General features: G+C 55.2%; 8 protein-coding genes. All 8 read left to right on the top strand.

Annotated features, from left to right (window positions below):
• Window positions 1–4,134, top strand: a 4,134-nt coding sequence (gltB, locus tag BIZ37_RS25500; protein WP_187463903.1) for a glutamate synthase large subunit, incomplete at its 5' end; no start/stop codon positions are given.
• A complete protein-coding gene (locus BIZ37_RS25495; protein ID WP_187463902.1) occupies window positions 4,127–5,599 on the top strand; it encodes a glutamate synthase subunit beta in 1,473 nt (490 codons plus the stop codon). The genes gltB (BIZ37_RS25500) and BIZ37_RS25495, both read left to right, overlap by 8 nt.
• 348 nt (window positions 5,600–5,947) lie before the next feature.
• Window positions 5,948–10,411 carry a glutamate synthase large subunit gene (gltB, locus tag BIZ37_RS25490; RefSeq protein ID WP_187463901.1) on the top strand — a complete coding sequence of 1,488 codons (4,464 nt, stop codon included), beginning with the start codon at window positions 5,948–5,950 and terminating at the stop codon, window positions 10,409–10,411.
• A gap of 12 nt (window positions 10,412–10,423) precedes the next feature.
• Window positions 10,424–11,836 (top strand): FAD-dependent oxidoreductase, encoded by a 1,413-nt coding sequence (locus BIZ37_RS25485; protein WP_187463900.1) that lies wholly within the window; start codon window positions 10,424–10,426, stop codon window positions 11,834–11,836.
• Between the two features lie 117 nt (window positions 11,837–11,953).
• Window positions 11,954–12,652, top strand: a complete 699-nt coding sequence (gene mtnN, locus BIZ37_RS25480; protein ID WP_187463899.1) for a 5'-methylthioadenosine/S-adenosylhomocysteine nucleosidase — start codon at window positions 11,954–11,956, stop codon at window positions 12,650–12,652.
• 1 nt (window position 12,653) lies between these two features.
• Entirely contained in the window at window positions 12,654–13,610 is a 957-nt protein-coding gene (locus tag BIZ37_RS25475) for a cobalamin biosynthesis family protein (protein WP_187463898.1), read from the top strand.
• Window positions 13,611–14,435, top strand: a complete 825-nt coding sequence (gene btuF, locus BIZ37_RS25470) for a vitamin B12 ABC transporter substrate-binding protein BtuF (protein WP_187463897.1) — start codon at window positions 13,611–13,613, stop codon at window positions 14,433–14,435.
• Between the two features lie 120 nt (window positions 14,436–14,555).
• A complete protein-coding gene (locus BIZ37_RS25465) occupies window positions 14,556–15,167 on the top strand; it encodes a TRIC cation channel family protein (protein WP_107301354.1) in 612 nt (203 codons plus the stop codon).
• Window positions 15,168–15,198 lie beyond the last annotated feature (31 nt).

The raw sequence follows: 15,198 nt of genomic DNA, 5'->3' as shown, positions 1-15,198 counted from the left end.
GTCGACCCGCTGAGCACCGAGCCACAATTCGAGCACGTCTTTATTACCGCCGGTACCAGCATGGAACCGGCTGAACTCGAACGTAAGCTCTACGTGCTACGTAACTACACGGTCCGTGTCTGCCTGGAAAGTATCTCCAACATCGGTGATGACTTCTATATTAACTCTCTGTCATACAAGACATTGGTGTACAAAGGCCAGCTAACCACTGAGCAGGTACCTCAATACTTCCTTGATCTACAGAACCCATCGATGGTGACGGCACTGGCGCTGGTTCACTCCCGCTTCTCGACCAACACCTTCCCGAAATGGCGCCTGGCCCAGCCTTTCCGTTACATTGCCCACAACGGTGAAATCAACACCGTGCGCGGTAACCTTAACTGGATGAAGGCCCGTGAAGCAATCCTCGAGTCTGAGCTGTTCAGCCAGCAGGAAATCGACATGCTGCTGCCTATCTGCCAGGAAGGTAGCTCGGATTCGTCCAACTTCGATATGGCGTTGGAGCTTCTGGTACTATCAGGCCGTAGCCTGCCGCATGCACTGATGATGCTGATCCCTGAAGCTTGGCAAGAAAACAAGAACATGGATCCGAAGCGCCGTGCTTTCTACCAGTACCATGCCAATGTCATGGAGCCGTGGGACGGCCCAGCCTCGGTGTGTTTCACCGACGGTGTCCAGGTTGGTGCGACCCTTGACCGTAACGGCCTTCGCCCATCGCGCTATACAGTGACCAAGGATGACTTTCTGGTCATGGCTTCGGAATCCGGTGTGGTAGAGATCGAGCCGGAGAACGTCCAGTTCCGTGGCCGCCTACAGCCTGGCCGTATCTTCGTTGCCGACCTTGAACAAGGCCGTATCATCTCTGACGAAGAAGTCAAAGACACTATCGCTTCAGCCCAGCCTTATGAGCAGTGGGTCAAAGATAACCTGCTGACATTGAAGAGCCTGCCTGAAGCAGACAACATGCACCACCAGCCAACGCCTGAGCGCCTGCTGCACCACCAACAAGCCTTCGGCATGAGCTCGGAAGAAGTCAACGACATCATTGTGCCGTTGGCAAAAACGGGTTACGAGCCACTCAGCGCCATGGGTGCCGACTGGCCGCTGGCTGTGCTGTCGCACCAATCACAGCACTTGTCGAACTACTTCAAGCAGCTATTTGCCCAGGTCACCAACCCGCCGATCGACCCGATCCGTGAGCGTATGGTGATGTCACTCAATACCTACCTGGGTAAAGACCACAACCTACTGACAGAAACCCCTGAGCACTGCCAGAAGGTGGAAATCGAGTCACCGGTACTGAGCAATGCCGAGCTGGAAAAACTGCGTGCTATCGATAACGAGTACCTGCAGGCCAAAACACTGGATATCGTGTTCCGCGCCAGTGGCGAAGACGGCAAGCTAGAGCGTGCCCTTAAGCGTATCTGCCAGTACTCAGAAGACGCGGTTGTCGATGGCTACTCAATCATCATCCTGACCGACCGTGCCGTGAACTCCAACCATGCCGCTATCCCTGCGATGCTGGCTGTGGGTGCTGTCCACCACCACCTGATCCGCAAAGGCCTGCGTGCCAAGTGTGACATCGTGGTAGAAACCGGTGATGCCCGCGAGACCCACCACTTTGCCACCCTTGTTGGCTACGGTGCCAATGCGGTTAACCCGTACCTAGTGACCGAGACCATTGTTGACCTGCAGCGCAAGCGCAAATTGGATCCGGAAGTACCGACCGAAGAGCTGTTCAACAACTACCGCAAGGGTGTGAACGGCGGCCTGCTGAAGATCTTCTCCAAAATGGGGATCTCGACCCTGCAGTCTTACCACGGTGCCCAGATCTTCGAAGCCCTTGGTATCAGCAAGTCAGTGGTCGATAAGTACTTCACCGGTACGGTTTCCCGTATCCAGGGCCTAACTATCGATGACATTGCCAAAGAAGTCTTGGTTCGCCATCGTCTGGGTTACCCAACCCGCGAAGTGCCAATCCAGATGCTGGATGTCGGTGGTGTCTACCAGTGGAAACAGCGTGGTGAGAAGCACCTGTTCAACCCTGAAACGATTTCACTGCTGCAGCAATCAACCCGCAACAAGGATTTTGCCCAGTTCAAAGAGTACGCCAACGCCGTTGATGCCCAGGGCGATAACGCAGCGACCCTGCGTAGCCAGCTAGAGTTCATCAAAAACCCGGCCGGTTCAATCCCGCTGGCAGACGTTGAGCCAATCGAGAGCATCCTCAAGCGCTTTGCGACCGGTGCAATGAGCTTCGGCTCTATCTCATACGAAGCCCACTCGACGCTTGCTGTCGCGATGAATCGCATCGGCGCTAAATCCAACTCCGGTGAAGGTGGTGAAGACCCAGCCCGTTTCGAGAAAAAAGATAACGGCGACTGGGAACGCTCTGCTATCAAACAGGTGGCCTCTGGCCGCTTCGGTGTGACCTCTTACTACCTGACCAACTCTGATGAAATTCAGATCAAGATGGCACAGGGCGCCAAGCCGGGTGAAGGTGGTCAGCTACCGGGTGACAAGGTCGATGATTGGATCGGTGCAACCCGTCACTCAACTCCGGGCGTCGGTTTGATTTCACCACCGCCACACCACGATATTTACTCTATCGAGGATTTGGCACAGCTGATCTACGACCTGAAGAACGCCAACCGCGCCGGCCGCGTCAACGTCAAGCTGGTATCGGAAGCCGGTGTCGGTACGATTGCCTCGGGCGTAGCCAAAGCGAAAGCGGATGTTGTTCTTATCGCAGGTTTCGACGGTGGTACTGGTGCATCACCAATGTCATCTATTCGCCACACCGGTCTACCTTGGGAGCTTGGCTTGGCCGAAACCCATCAGACCTTGCTGAAGAACGGCCTGCGTAACCGTATCGTGGTCCAGACTGATGGTCAGATGAAGACCCCGCGTGACCTTGCTGTCGCAACCTTGCTGGGTGCTGAAGAGTGGGGCGTAGCAACCGCAGCCTTGGTGGTTGAAGGTTGTATCATGATGCGTAAGTGTCATAAGAATACCTGCCCGGTAGGTATCGCGACCCAGAACAAGACCCTGCGTGAGCGTTTCGACGGCCGCGTAGAAGATGTTGTGACCTTCTTCCAGTACATGGCTGAAGGCCTGCGTGAAATCATGGCCGAGCTGGGCTTCCGTACTATCGACGAGATGGTTGGCCAGTCACACAAACTGAAAATCCGTGACAACATCGGCCACTGGAAGTACAAGAACCTGGATCTGAGCCCGGTACTGTTCATCGAACCGGCCCGTGATGAAGACGGCGTGTACAACCAGCGTGAGCAGAACCACAACCTCGAAGAGGTATTGGACCGCAAACTGATTGAAGCCGCGGCCCCTGCCCTTTACGAAGGCAAGCAGGTAGATGCCGAGTTTGACATCATCAACACCGACCGCAGTGCCGGTACCATGCTGTCGAACGAAATCTCCAAGATTTACAAAGACAAAGGCTTGCCACAGCCAATGAACGTTAAGTTCAACGGCTCTGCCGGCCAGAGCTTCGGTGCCTTCCTGGCCAAGAACGTCAAGTTCGAAGTCGAAGGCGATGCCAACGACTACTGGGGCAAAGGCCTGTCAGGCGGTACGCTGGTACTCTACCCTGATGCCAAGTCTGACATCATCCCGGAAGACAACATCGTAGTGGGTAACGTCTGTTTCTACGGTGCAACATCGGGTGAGTCATACATCCGCGGTATGGCGGGCGAGCGTTTCTGTGTCCGTAACTCAGGTGCCAAGGTCGTGGTTGAAGGCGTTGGTGACCATGGTTGTGAATACATGACTGGCGGTGTGGCCGTTATCCTTGGCCAAACAGGCCGTAACTTCGCAGCCGGTATGAGTGGCGGTGTAGCCTATGTTTGGGATCAGTTCGAAGACTTCGACACCAAGCTCAACCCAGAGCTAGTCGACCTCGACCCAATCGAGCAGGAAGACAAGGATCTGCTGCACGATATGCTAACCAAGCACGTCGAACTTACTGGCAGTACTGTTGCAGAAACCTTCCTATCTAACTTCGAGGCTAACCTCGAGAAGATGGTGAAAGTGATGCCAAGGGATTACAAGACAGTACTACAGAAGCGCAAGGCAGAAGCACAAAACAAGGAAGAGTTGGAGGCCGTCAATGGGTAAGCCTACTGGATTTTTAGAGTTTGGCCGTGAGTTGCCAAAGAAGCTGGATCCGAGCATCCGTATCCAGGACAACAAGGAGTTTGTTCTCAACGAGGAGTTCGGCGACAAGATCAACACGCAAGCTTCGCGCTGCATGGACTGTGGCGTGCCGTTTTGCCACAACTCCTGCCCGATCGGTAACATCATCCCGGAATTCAATGACGCGGTGTACCGTGACAGCTGGGAAGAGGCGTGGAACATCCTGAGCTCAACCAACAACTTCCCGGAATTTACCGGTCGTGTGTGCCCGGCCCCTTGTGAAAGTGGCTGTGTACTGGGGATCAACCAAGACCCAATCACGATTTGTAATATCGAGAAGACCATTGTCGAGACGGCGTACCGTGAAGGGTACGCCAAGCCGAAGACACCACGTTCGCGTACTGGCAAGACGGTCGCGATCATCGGTTCAGGCCCTGCGGGCCTGGCTGCCGCCGAGCAACTCAACAGTGCCGGCCACTGCGTAACAGTGTTCGAGCGTGATGAAAAAGTCGGTGGACTGCTTCGTTTCGGCATCCCTGATTTCAAGCTGGGCATGGACATTATCGATCGCAAGATCAACCTAATGGCCGATGCCGGGATCAAGTTTGAGGTTAACGCCCATGTCGGTGTCAACATTAACGCCCAGCAGCTGCGCCAGGACTTTGATGTAGTTCTGCTAACCGGTGGTTCGACAGTACCGCGTGATCTACCGATCCCGGGCCGTGAGCTAAAAGGCGTACACTTTGCCATGGAGTTCCTTGCCCAGAACAACCGCCGTGCCAACGACATGGATCTGAAAACCGAAGAGATCCACGCCAAAGGCAAGCATGTGGTAGTGATCGGTGGTGGTGATACTGGCTCCGACTGTGTGGGTACCTCCAACCGTCATGGTGCTGAAAGCATCACCCAGGTTGAGATCATGCCGATCCCGCCAGAGAAGCGCCCTGCCAACCAGCCATGGCCTTCTTACCCGATGATCATGAAAACCTCGACCTCCCACGAGGAAGGGTGTGAGCGTCACTGGAATATCCTGACCAAGGAGTTCATCGGTGATGAAGCGGGTAACGTCAAAGCGCTGCGTATTGCTGACATCCAATGGGAAGAAGCGAAAGCCGGAGAGCGCCCAGGCTTTACCGAAGTCGCAGGCTCTGAGCGTATCATCCCGTGTGATATGGCCTTTTTGGCCATGGGCTTCCTGCACCCAGAACCAACGGGCGTGCTAGCGCAACTGGACATCAAACTCGATGAGCGCGGTAATGTGGCGACCCAGGGCTTTGCGACCAACCAGCAAGGCATCTTTGCTGCTGGTGATATGCGTACCGGCCAATCACTGGTAGTGCGTTGTATCAACGAAGGCCGTGAGTGTGCCCGTGAAATCGATGACTACCTAATGGGCGGCAGTAACCTCGAAGCCAAGGCAGATTCATTGATGCTGTCAAATGCCTAATTGGGTGAAAACCTGCCCTCCTCGGGAAAATTAAACCAAACCGGCCTACATGGCCGGTTTTTTATTCCTCGTAAGCCGCCCCTGTCATAATTATTCACTCAATCTCCTCCCAAAATGACTGCATTATCCGTGCCTACACCCGATGTTAATTTATTGTTTATAGTTTGACCTTTCTGTAAATAGTCGTTAACTTGAAGGGTCGCTGGAAGCAAAAAGGTACCTTTAGCGACCACCCTACAAGCAAAAGAACCAATCCGTGGTACGCGTGAAGGTTGTCAACGATGGTCAGGAAGACCGTCAAAAATGCAGTATTTCTGCTTATTCAGGCAGATGCTAGGGAGAGTTGTAATGACACTGTATAACCCCATGCTGGATAAGGATAACTGTGGTTTCGGGTTGATTGCCCATATCGAAGGAGAAACCAGCCACAAGCTTGTCCGCACCGCTATTTCCGCCCTCGACCGCATGACCCACCGTGGCGGTATCGCCGCTGATGGCAAAACCGGTGATGGCTGCGGGCTATTGATGAAAAAACCCGACAGCTTTTATCGTATCGTGGCCGAAGACAATGGCTGGAAGCTGTCACGGGAATTCGCCCTCGGCATGCTTTTCCTCAGTCAGGATCCGGTACTTGCCGAGCAGGCCCGTACGATTATCAGCGAGGAACTGGCCAAGGAAACCTTGTCATTGGCCGGCTGGCGACCAGTCCCCATCAACCCGCAGGTACTGGGCCCGATCGCGACCGAAACTCTCCCCAATATCGAGCAGGTCTTTATCAACGCCCCGGCGGGTTGGAAGCCAAGGGACATCGACCGTCGCCTTTATGTCGCAAGACGCCGGATCGAAAAACGTATCACCGCCGATCCCGACTTTTATATCTGCAGCCTGTCGACCCAAGTCACCGTCTATAAAGGGCTGTGTATGCCTGCCGATCTCCCCCGCTTCTATCAAGATTTGGGAGACATCCGGCTGGAATCATCTATTTGCCTGTTCCACCAACGCTTTTCTACCAACACCCAGCCGCGCTGGCCACTGGCCCAGCCATTCCGCTATCTCGCCCACAACGGTGAGATCAACACTATCGCGGGTAACCGACAGTGGGCACGGGCTAGGGCTTACAAGTTTGCCTCACCATTACTGCCGGATCTGCAAACCGCAGCCCCGTTTGTCAACGAAACCGGGTCGGACTCCTCGAGCCTCGACAACATGCTCGAACTGTTCCTCTCAGGCGGTATGGATTTGTTCCGCGCAATGAGGATGCTGGTACCGCCAGCTTGGCAGAACCACCCCGATATGGATCCTGAGCTGAGGGCCTTTTACGACTTTAACTCCATGCACATGGAGCCATGGGATGGGCCTGCCGGTATCGTTATGTCCGACGGCCGCTATGCCGCCTGTAACCTCGACCGAAACGGCTTGCGCCCAGCAAGGTATATCATCACCAAGGACAAGCTGATCACTTTGGCTTCCGAGGTCGGGATCTGGGACTACGCGCCTGATGAAGTGGCCGAAAAAGGCCGGGTCGGACCGGGCGAATTACTAGTGATCGACACCAAGTTTGGCAAGATCTGGCATTCTGCCGATATTGATAACGATCTGATGGGACGCCACCCCTACAAAGAGTGGATGGACAGCCATGTCAAACGCTTGGTGCCGTTTGAAGAGCTAGGCGATGAACAGGTCGGCAGCCGCTCTTTCGATGACACCGAGTTGGGTACCTGCCAGAAACAGTTCGCCATGAACCGCGAGGAAATCGATCAGGTCCTCAGGGTGATCGGCGAAAACGGCCAGGAGGCGACGGGCTCGATGGGTGACGACGCCCCGATGGCCGTACTGTCCTCCCGCGAACGTGCCGTCACCGATTACTTCCGCCAAATGTTTGCCCAGGTGACCAACCCACCAATAGACCCATTACGTGAAAAGCATGTGATGTCGCTGGCAACTTGTATTGGCCGTGAAATCAATGTCTTCTGCGAAACCGACAGCCATGCCTACCGGGTAGCTTTCGGCTCGCCGGTACTGCTCTATTCTGACTTGGTCCAGTTGTTGGAGCTTGATAACCAGCACTACCGCAATAGCATCATCGATATCAACTTCGATCCTAACGAGAAAGATCTCAAGCAGGCGATCATCGATATCTGTGATCAGGCCGAGCGGTTGATCCGCAGCGGTACGGTACTTATCGTGCTGTCAGACCGTGGCATTAATGCAGGCAAACTGCCCATCCCAGCGGCCATGGCTGTGGGGGCGGTACAGAACCGCTTGGTCGCCGAGCAACTCCGCTGCGATGCCAACATCATCATTGAAACTGCCACTGCACGCGATCCGCACCAATTTGCCGTATTGCTTGGCTTCGGTGCCACTGCTGTGTATCCGTACCTTGCCTATGAAACCCTCGGCCAACTAGTTGACAGTGGTGCCATTGCCAAACCGTACCGCGAAGTGATGCTCAACTTCCGCAATGGTATCAATAAGGGCCTATACAAAATCATGTCCAAGATGGGGATATCGACCATCGCCTCCTACCGCTGCGCCATGTTGTTCGAAGCAGTCGGGCTCGACGATGAGGTGGTCGAACTCTGTTTTAAAGGTGTTTCGAGCCGGATCCAAGGCGCAGGCTTTGCCGATTTCCAGCAGGACTTGTTCAACCTATCCCGCCGCGCCTGGCTCAAACGCAAACCTATCGAGCATGGCGGTTTGCTGAAATACGTTCACGGCGGCGAGTTCCATGCTTATAACCCGGATGTGGTCGGCACCCTGCAAAAAGCGGTCAAGTCCGGTGATTACGCCGACTACCAAGCCTTTGCCAAACAAGTTAACGAACGTCCTGTTGCGGCAATCCGTGATTTGCTCAAGCTGAAATCGGATCAAACGCCTGTCGCCCTCGACAAGGTCGAACCCGCATCAGCCCTTTACCAACGCTTCGATTCCGCTGCGATGTCTATCGGTGCCCTCAGCCCCGAAGCCCATGAGGCTCTTGCAGTGGCCATGAACCGGCTGGGGGGCTTTTCTAACTCCGGCGAAGGTGGTGAAGATCCCCGTCGCTTCAACAGCGAGCGTAACTCACGTATCAAGCAGGTCGCCTCAGGCCGCTTTGGTGTGACTCCGCACTACCTGGTCAACGCCGATGTTATCCAGATCAAGGTCGCGCAAGGGGCCAAGCCCGGTGAAGGCGGGCAGCTTCCTGGCCACAAGGTCACCACCGAGATTGCCAAGCTGCGTTTTGCGGTGCCCGGCGTTACCCTGATCTCGCCACCGCCCCACCATGACATTTATTCAATTGAGGATCTGGCCCAGCTGATCTTCGATCTCAAACAGGTCAACCCGACGGCCTTGGTTTCGGTCAAGTTGGTTTCTGAACCCGGTGTCGGCACGATAGCAACCGGTGTAGCGAAAGCCTATGCCGATCTCATCACCATCTCCGGCTACGACGGTGGTACCGGTGCCAGTCCGCTCACCTCGGTGAAATATGCCGGAAGCCCGTGGGAGTTAGGCCTGGCCGAAACCCAACAGGCACTGGTTGCCAACGGCCTGCGCCACAAGATCCGGCTCCAGGTCGACGGCGGCCTCAAGACCGGATTGGATGTGGTCAAGGCGGCCATCCTCGGTGCCGAGAGCTTCGGTTTCGGTACCGCGCCTATGGTGGCCCTCGGGTGTAAATACCTCCGCATTTGCCACCTCAACAACTGTGCAACGGGTGTGGCGACCCAGGACGAGACCCTGCGCCGTGATTTCTTCAAAGGGTTACCCGAGCAGGTAATGAATTACTTCATTGGCCTTGGTGAGGAAGTCCGTGAACTCCTTGCAGAGCTCGGGGTAGAAAAGCTGACCGATTTGATTGGCCGCACCGAGTTGCTCGAGGTGATCGAAGGCTATACCGCCAAGCAAAGCAAACTGGATTTATCGCCGGTGCTGGCAACCTGCAAACCACTGGAAGGCAAAACCTTGTATTGCAGCGAAAGCAATACCCCATTCGACAATGCGCAGCTCAATGCAGCCTTGCTCGAGCAGGCGCTACCCGCGATCGAAGCCCGCAGTGGCGCGGACATCTTCGAGGATATCCGTAACACCGACCGCTCGGTGGGTGCAAGGCTATCGGGGGAAATCGCCAAGCGCTGGGGTAACCAGGGCATGGCTTCGACACCGGTCAACCTCCACCTGACCGGTACCGCTGGGCAATCTTTCGGGGTATGGAATGCCGGAGGGCTCAACTTATTCCTCACTGGCGATGCCAATGACTATGTCGGCAAAGGTATGACCGGCGGGCAAATAGTCATCCGGCCGCCGGTTGGCTCGGCGTTCAAATCCAACCAATCCACCATTATCGGCAACACCTGCCTCTATGGCGCAACGGGCGGCAAGCTGTTCGCTGCCGGTAAAGCCGGGGAGCGGTTTGCGGTCAGGAACTCAGGCACTATCGCGGTTATCGAAGGTGCTGGAGACAATGCCTGCGAATACATGACCGGGGGTATTGTCGCCATTCTCGGTAAGACCGGGGTCAACTTCGGCGCCGGGATGACCGGGGGCTTTGCCTACATCCTCGACGAAGATGGTGATTTTGCCGGACGGGTCAACCCTGAATTGGTCGAAGCGTTGCCGCTGGCTGAGCTCAAGATCCACCAGGAACACCTCCGCGGCCTGATTGACCAGCACCTCGAGCTGACAGGCTCGGATAGGGCGCAAGAGATCCTGGCCGAATTCGACCAGTGGATCCCACGTTTCTACTTGGCTAAGCCAAAGACCGCCGATGTGAATACCTTACTCGGCCACCAGAGCCGCTCAGCCGCCGAGCTGCGCGTCCAAGCACAATAGGGAGGGAGCCCGATGAGCCAGAATATTTACCAGTTTATCGATGTTGCGCGTATCGACCCACCCAAAAAGCCACTGAAAGTGCGCAAGATTGAGTTTGTTGAGATCTACGAGCCCTTCACCCAGCAACAGGCCAGCGCCCAGTCCGACCGTTGCCTTGATTGCGGTAACCCGTATTGTGAGTGGAAGTGCCCAGTCCACAACTATATCCCCCAGTGGCTCAAGCTCGCCAATGAGGGGCGGATCATCGAAGCGGTTGAGCTGTCGCACCAGACCAACACCCTCCCGGAAGTGTGTGGCAGGGTCTGCCCACAAGATCGCCTATGTGAAGGTTCGTGCACCCTCAACGATGATTTCGGTGCCGTCACCATCGGCAATGTCGAAAAATACATTACCGATAAAGCATTCGAGATGGGCTGGAAGCCGGATATGTCCCATGTTGAATGGACCGACAAGAAAGTCGCGATTATCGGGGCCGGACCGGCCGGCCTCTCCTGTGCCGATATTTTAGTACGCAACGGGGTCAAGCCAGTGGTATTCGACCGCTATCCGGAGATCGGCGGCCTGCTGACCTTCGGGATCCCATCGTTCAAGCTTGAAAAAGAGGTGATGATCAACCGCCGCAGGATCTTCAGCGAAATGGGCGTCGAGTTCCGCCTCAATACCGAGGTCGGCAAGGATGTGCAAATGGCAGAGCTCACCGCAGAGTTTGATGCGGTCTTCCTCGGCGTCGGTACCTACCAGAACATGCGAGCAGGCTTGGAAAACGAAGATGCCCTGGGGGTATTCGACGCCTTGCCGTTCCTGATCTCCAATACCTACCGGGTGATGGAGCTCGAGGGCAACCCGCCGTTTATTGATATGGCAGGCAAAAATGTAGTGGTACTCGGCGGCGGTGATACCGCAATGGACTGTGTCCGGACCTCGGTGCGCCAAGGTGCGAGTAGTGTCATCTGTGCCTACCGCCGTGACGAGGCCAACATGCCAGGTTCTAGGCGTGAGGTAAAAAATGCCCGTGAGGAGGGCGTAAAGTTCAAATTTAACCTCCAGCCAACAGGCTTAGAGCTGGGTAAAGATGGGCAGATCAACGGGGTCAAAATGGTCAAGACAGCCCTCGGCGAGCCCGATGAAGCAGGCCGACGCCGTCCCGAGCCCGTGCCGGGCAGCGAACATACCCTGCCTGCCGATGCGGTGATCATGGCCTTTGGCTTCCAACCCCATGCTATGCCTTGGTTGGCCGAATTCGGCGTCGAACTGGATCAATGGGGCCGGATCCAGGCCCCGGAGGGGGGCGACTTTGCGTTCCAGACAACCAATCCGAAGATATTTGCCGGCGGTGATGCCGTCCGTGGTTCGGATTTGGTCGTTACAGCCATTGACGAAGGGCGCCGCGCCGCTGATGGTATCCTCGACTTCCTAGATGTATAGCTATTGATGTGTAACTAACCGGCTGGCGACTTGGCAATGTAGTCGCCCGCCATGTTACAATTCGCCTATTCCCACGCCCCCTTATGGGGGCTTGTTACCTAACAAGAGACTGTATTGATGAAAATCGGCATTATCGGCGCGATGGAGCAAGAAGTTGCCATCCTTAAAGACCAACTGGCTAACTGCGAGACTCACAACAAAGCAGGCTGTACTTTCTACACAGGTACGCTTAACGGCCATGATGTGGTTCTACTTCAATCTGGCATCGGTAAAGTAGCAGCAGCGGTAGGCAGTGCGGTATTGCTTGAAATCTTCCAGCCGGATGTTGTGCTGAACACTGGCTCTGCAGGTGGTTTCGATAGCAGCTTGAATGTTGGTGATGTCGTGATCTCAACAGAAGTGCGTTACCACGATGCCGATGTCACAGCATTTGGTTACGAAATCGGCCAGATGGCCCAGCAGCCAGCAGCCTTTGCTTCTGATGCCAAGCTGATGGACGCTGCCGAAAAGGCGCTGGCGACCATGGGTGATACCCACGCAGTACGCGGCCTGATCTGTACTGGTGATGCTTTCGTTTGCTCGGCAGAAAAGCAAGCCTTCATCCGTGACAACTTCCCGTCAGTGATTGCGGTTGAGATGGAAGCTGCGGCCATTGCCCAGGCTTGCCACCAGTTCAACGTACCATTCGTTGTTGTCCGCGCCATCTCCGATGTGGCAGACAAAGAGTCGCCAATGAGCTTTGAAGAGTTCCTGCCTGTGGCAGCCCAGAGCTCATCAGTCATGGTGGCTAAAATGGTTGACCTACTGAACCAGTAAGATGACCGACGCCATTGCAAGTATCGCCGGTAACAGCACCCTACTCGCCTTGTGGGGTGCACTGGCATTGCAATGGCTGTTGCCGATCCCTTCCCAGTTACACCCACTACAAATTTGGCGCCAGCTCGCACTCTCCATCGCCAGTAAAGTCAACAAACCCAATGATGCCCCGCAGCAAAAGCGCCTTTCAGGGCTGCTGTCGTGGTCCTTGTTGTGGCTTACTGTTCTGATTGTCCTTATTTGCCTCTACCAACTGGTCTGGATCGATACGGCTTTCCATCTTCTGCTGCTTTGGATTGCCCTGGATTGGCGCAATTTGCACAAGTTCAGCAAACAGTTTGTCCGCGCCTACAGCCGTGAAGATAAAGTGCAGTGCCGAACGCTGCTGGCAGGCAAAGTCAACCGCCACACAGAAAGCCTCTCCTTACTCGGTCTAGGCAAGGCAGGGGCCGAGACCATGCTGGTCGGTTATGGCCGCTTGGTAGCTGGCGTGCTGTTCTGGTACGCCCTTGCCGGGGGGATCGGCGCGATATTATATCGGCTAGCCGTTGAACTCAGCCGCTGCTGGTCACCCAGCAGGCAGCAATTCCGTCATTTTGGCCAGCCGGCAACTACAGTTCTCGCTATCCTCGATATCGTGCCTCTGCGCTTGTTTGCCCTTATCCTGACTATCGGCCACAACGCTCAGGTCGCTTTAAAGGGACTCAAACAGCAGGGCGAAAGCTGGTTACTACCGGGTCCCGGGTGGTTGCTGGCTGCGGCCGGACACAAACTGTCGCTATCGCTGGGTGGGCCGGCTATCTACGATCAAACCAAGATGGAGCGGCCCAAGCTCGGTGGCAGGATTGCGCCTGCAGCATTGCACCTAAGCCAACTCAACCGCCTTGCTAACCAACGTCTATGGGCATGGGTTACTGTCCAAAGCCTGCTATTACTCATGCTACAAGGAGCTGTTTAAGTGCGTTTCGCTGCCCTCTTCCTACTGTTACTCCCAGCCTTTGTTACCTCTGCCCAGCCAGTGAAAACAATCATCAGCCTCTCGCCCCACACGACTGAGATGGCCTATGCAGCAGGGCTGGGGGATAAATTGATCGCTGCCAGTGATTACAGTGACTATCCAGAAGCGGCCAAATCCCTCGAGCGGGTTGCCAACTACCGTGGCATCAAAATGGAGCGCATCGTTGCCCTGCAGCCTGATTTGATCCTCGCTTGGGAAGGAGGTAACCCGACCCGTGAAATGACCCGGCTGGAGCAACTCGGTTTTAAGGTGTTCTATTCCAACCCTAAATCTTTAGCAGACATTGCGACAACCCTTGAGCAACTCGGCCAGTTTGCCGACACACCCGAGCAAGCCCAAAGCAATGCCCACGATTTTCGTCAGCGGCTAGAGAGCCTTCGTCTGGCACACCAGGAAAAACAGCCCGTCAGTTACTTCTACCAGCTCAGCAACAGCCCAATAATCACCGTCGCCGGCGATAATTGGCCAAGCCAAGTCTTTGCTGTTTGTGGTGGGCAAAACATCTTTGCCAACAGTGCTGCCGCCTACCCGCAGGTTTCACAAGAGCAAGTCATTGTTCGCCAGCCTGAGGTGATTTTCGGTACTTCGCATGCTGCCGCCGATCCATCGGTATGGGACAAGTGGCACCAGCAGTTACCCGCAGTGGAAAAGCAGCACATTTTTACTGTGACATCAGACTGGTTAAACCGGCCTACACCACGCACCATAAAGGCCGCTGAAGAAATCTGCCAGTACCTGGATCAAGTTCGCCAAAGCGCCTTGTAACAGGCTATCAACAATCAATGTGAGTCACCTCACAAAGCGATTGCAGCGAGTTGTCAGCCAGTTTATTCGTCGTACAATCTGCGCGATCGCCCTATATTCTCTGACTCAGCAGGTATCATAATGCTCATTTATCTTCTCGATATGTTCGGAACGGCCGTGTTTGCCGCTTCGGGTGTATTACTGGCAGGCAGACTCCGGATGGACCCGTTCGGGGTTGTGGTGCTGGCCAGCGTTACCGCCATTGGAGGGGGAACCATCCGCGATATGGCTCTTGGCGCGACACCTGTTTTCTGGATCACCGATACCAATTACTTATGGGTGATTTTCATTACCTGCCTAGTCAGCATGCTGGCGATACGCCGCCCACGCCAAATGCCTTGGTGGATCTTACCGGTCTCTGATGCCATTGGCCTTGCGGTCTTCGTGGCGATTGGTGTCGAGAAGGCCCTGCGTTTTGGTGCGACTCCTATGGTTGCAGTGATCATGGGGGTGATGACCGGCTGTGGCGGTGGGGTTATTCGTGATGTATTAGCACGGGAAATCCCGATGGTACTACGTACTGAGGTCTACGCTACTGCCTGTATCCTCGGCGGCATTGTCCATACCGTGGCCCTATCCGCTAATGTCGATGCTGCAGTCGCTACCGTGGCAGGCATCATCACGACACTCACTATTCGTCTGGCTGCGATACGCTGGCACCTTTCCCTGCCAACCTTCGCTTTGAGGCACTGATCGGCCTCCAACTTTCGGGCGCAAGCTTTCG

Source organism: Photobacterium sp. BZF1 (assembly GCF_014349205.1).
In the GTDB taxonomy this organism is placed as follows: Bacteria; Pseudomonadota; Gammaproteobacteria; order Enterobacterales; family Vibrionaceae; genus Photobacterium.
The sequence above is the reverse complement of the archived record's forward strand: the minus strand, read 5'-3'. Positions and strand labels throughout refer to the sequence as shown.

What these genes read in the sequence shown, in the direction of transcription:
- BIZ37_RS25495 (WP_187463902.1), top strand. Translation starts at nt 4,127, where the DNA reads ATGGGTAAGCCTACTGGATTTTTAGAGTTTGGCCGTGAGTTGCCAAAG.
- gltB (WP_187463901.1), top strand. Translation starts at nt 5,948, where the DNA reads ATGACACTGTATAACCCCATGCTGGATAAGGATAACTGTGGTTTCGGG.
- BIZ37_RS25485 (WP_187463900.1), top strand. Translation starts at nt 10,424, where the DNA reads ATGAGCCAGAATATTTACCAGTTTATCGATGTTGCGCGTATCGACCCA.
- mtnN (WP_187463899.1), top strand. Translation starts at nt 11,954, where the DNA reads ATGAAAATCGGCATTATCGGCGCGATGGAGCAAGAAGTTGCCATCCTT.
- BIZ37_RS25475 (WP_187463898.1), top strand. Translation starts at nt 12,654, where the DNA reads ATGACCGACGCCATTGCAAGTATCGCCGGTAACAGCACCCTACTCGCC.
- BIZ37_RS25465 (WP_107301354.1), top strand. Translation starts at nt 14,556, where the DNA reads ATGCTCATTTATCTTCTCGATATGTTCGGAACGGCCGTGTTTGCCGCT.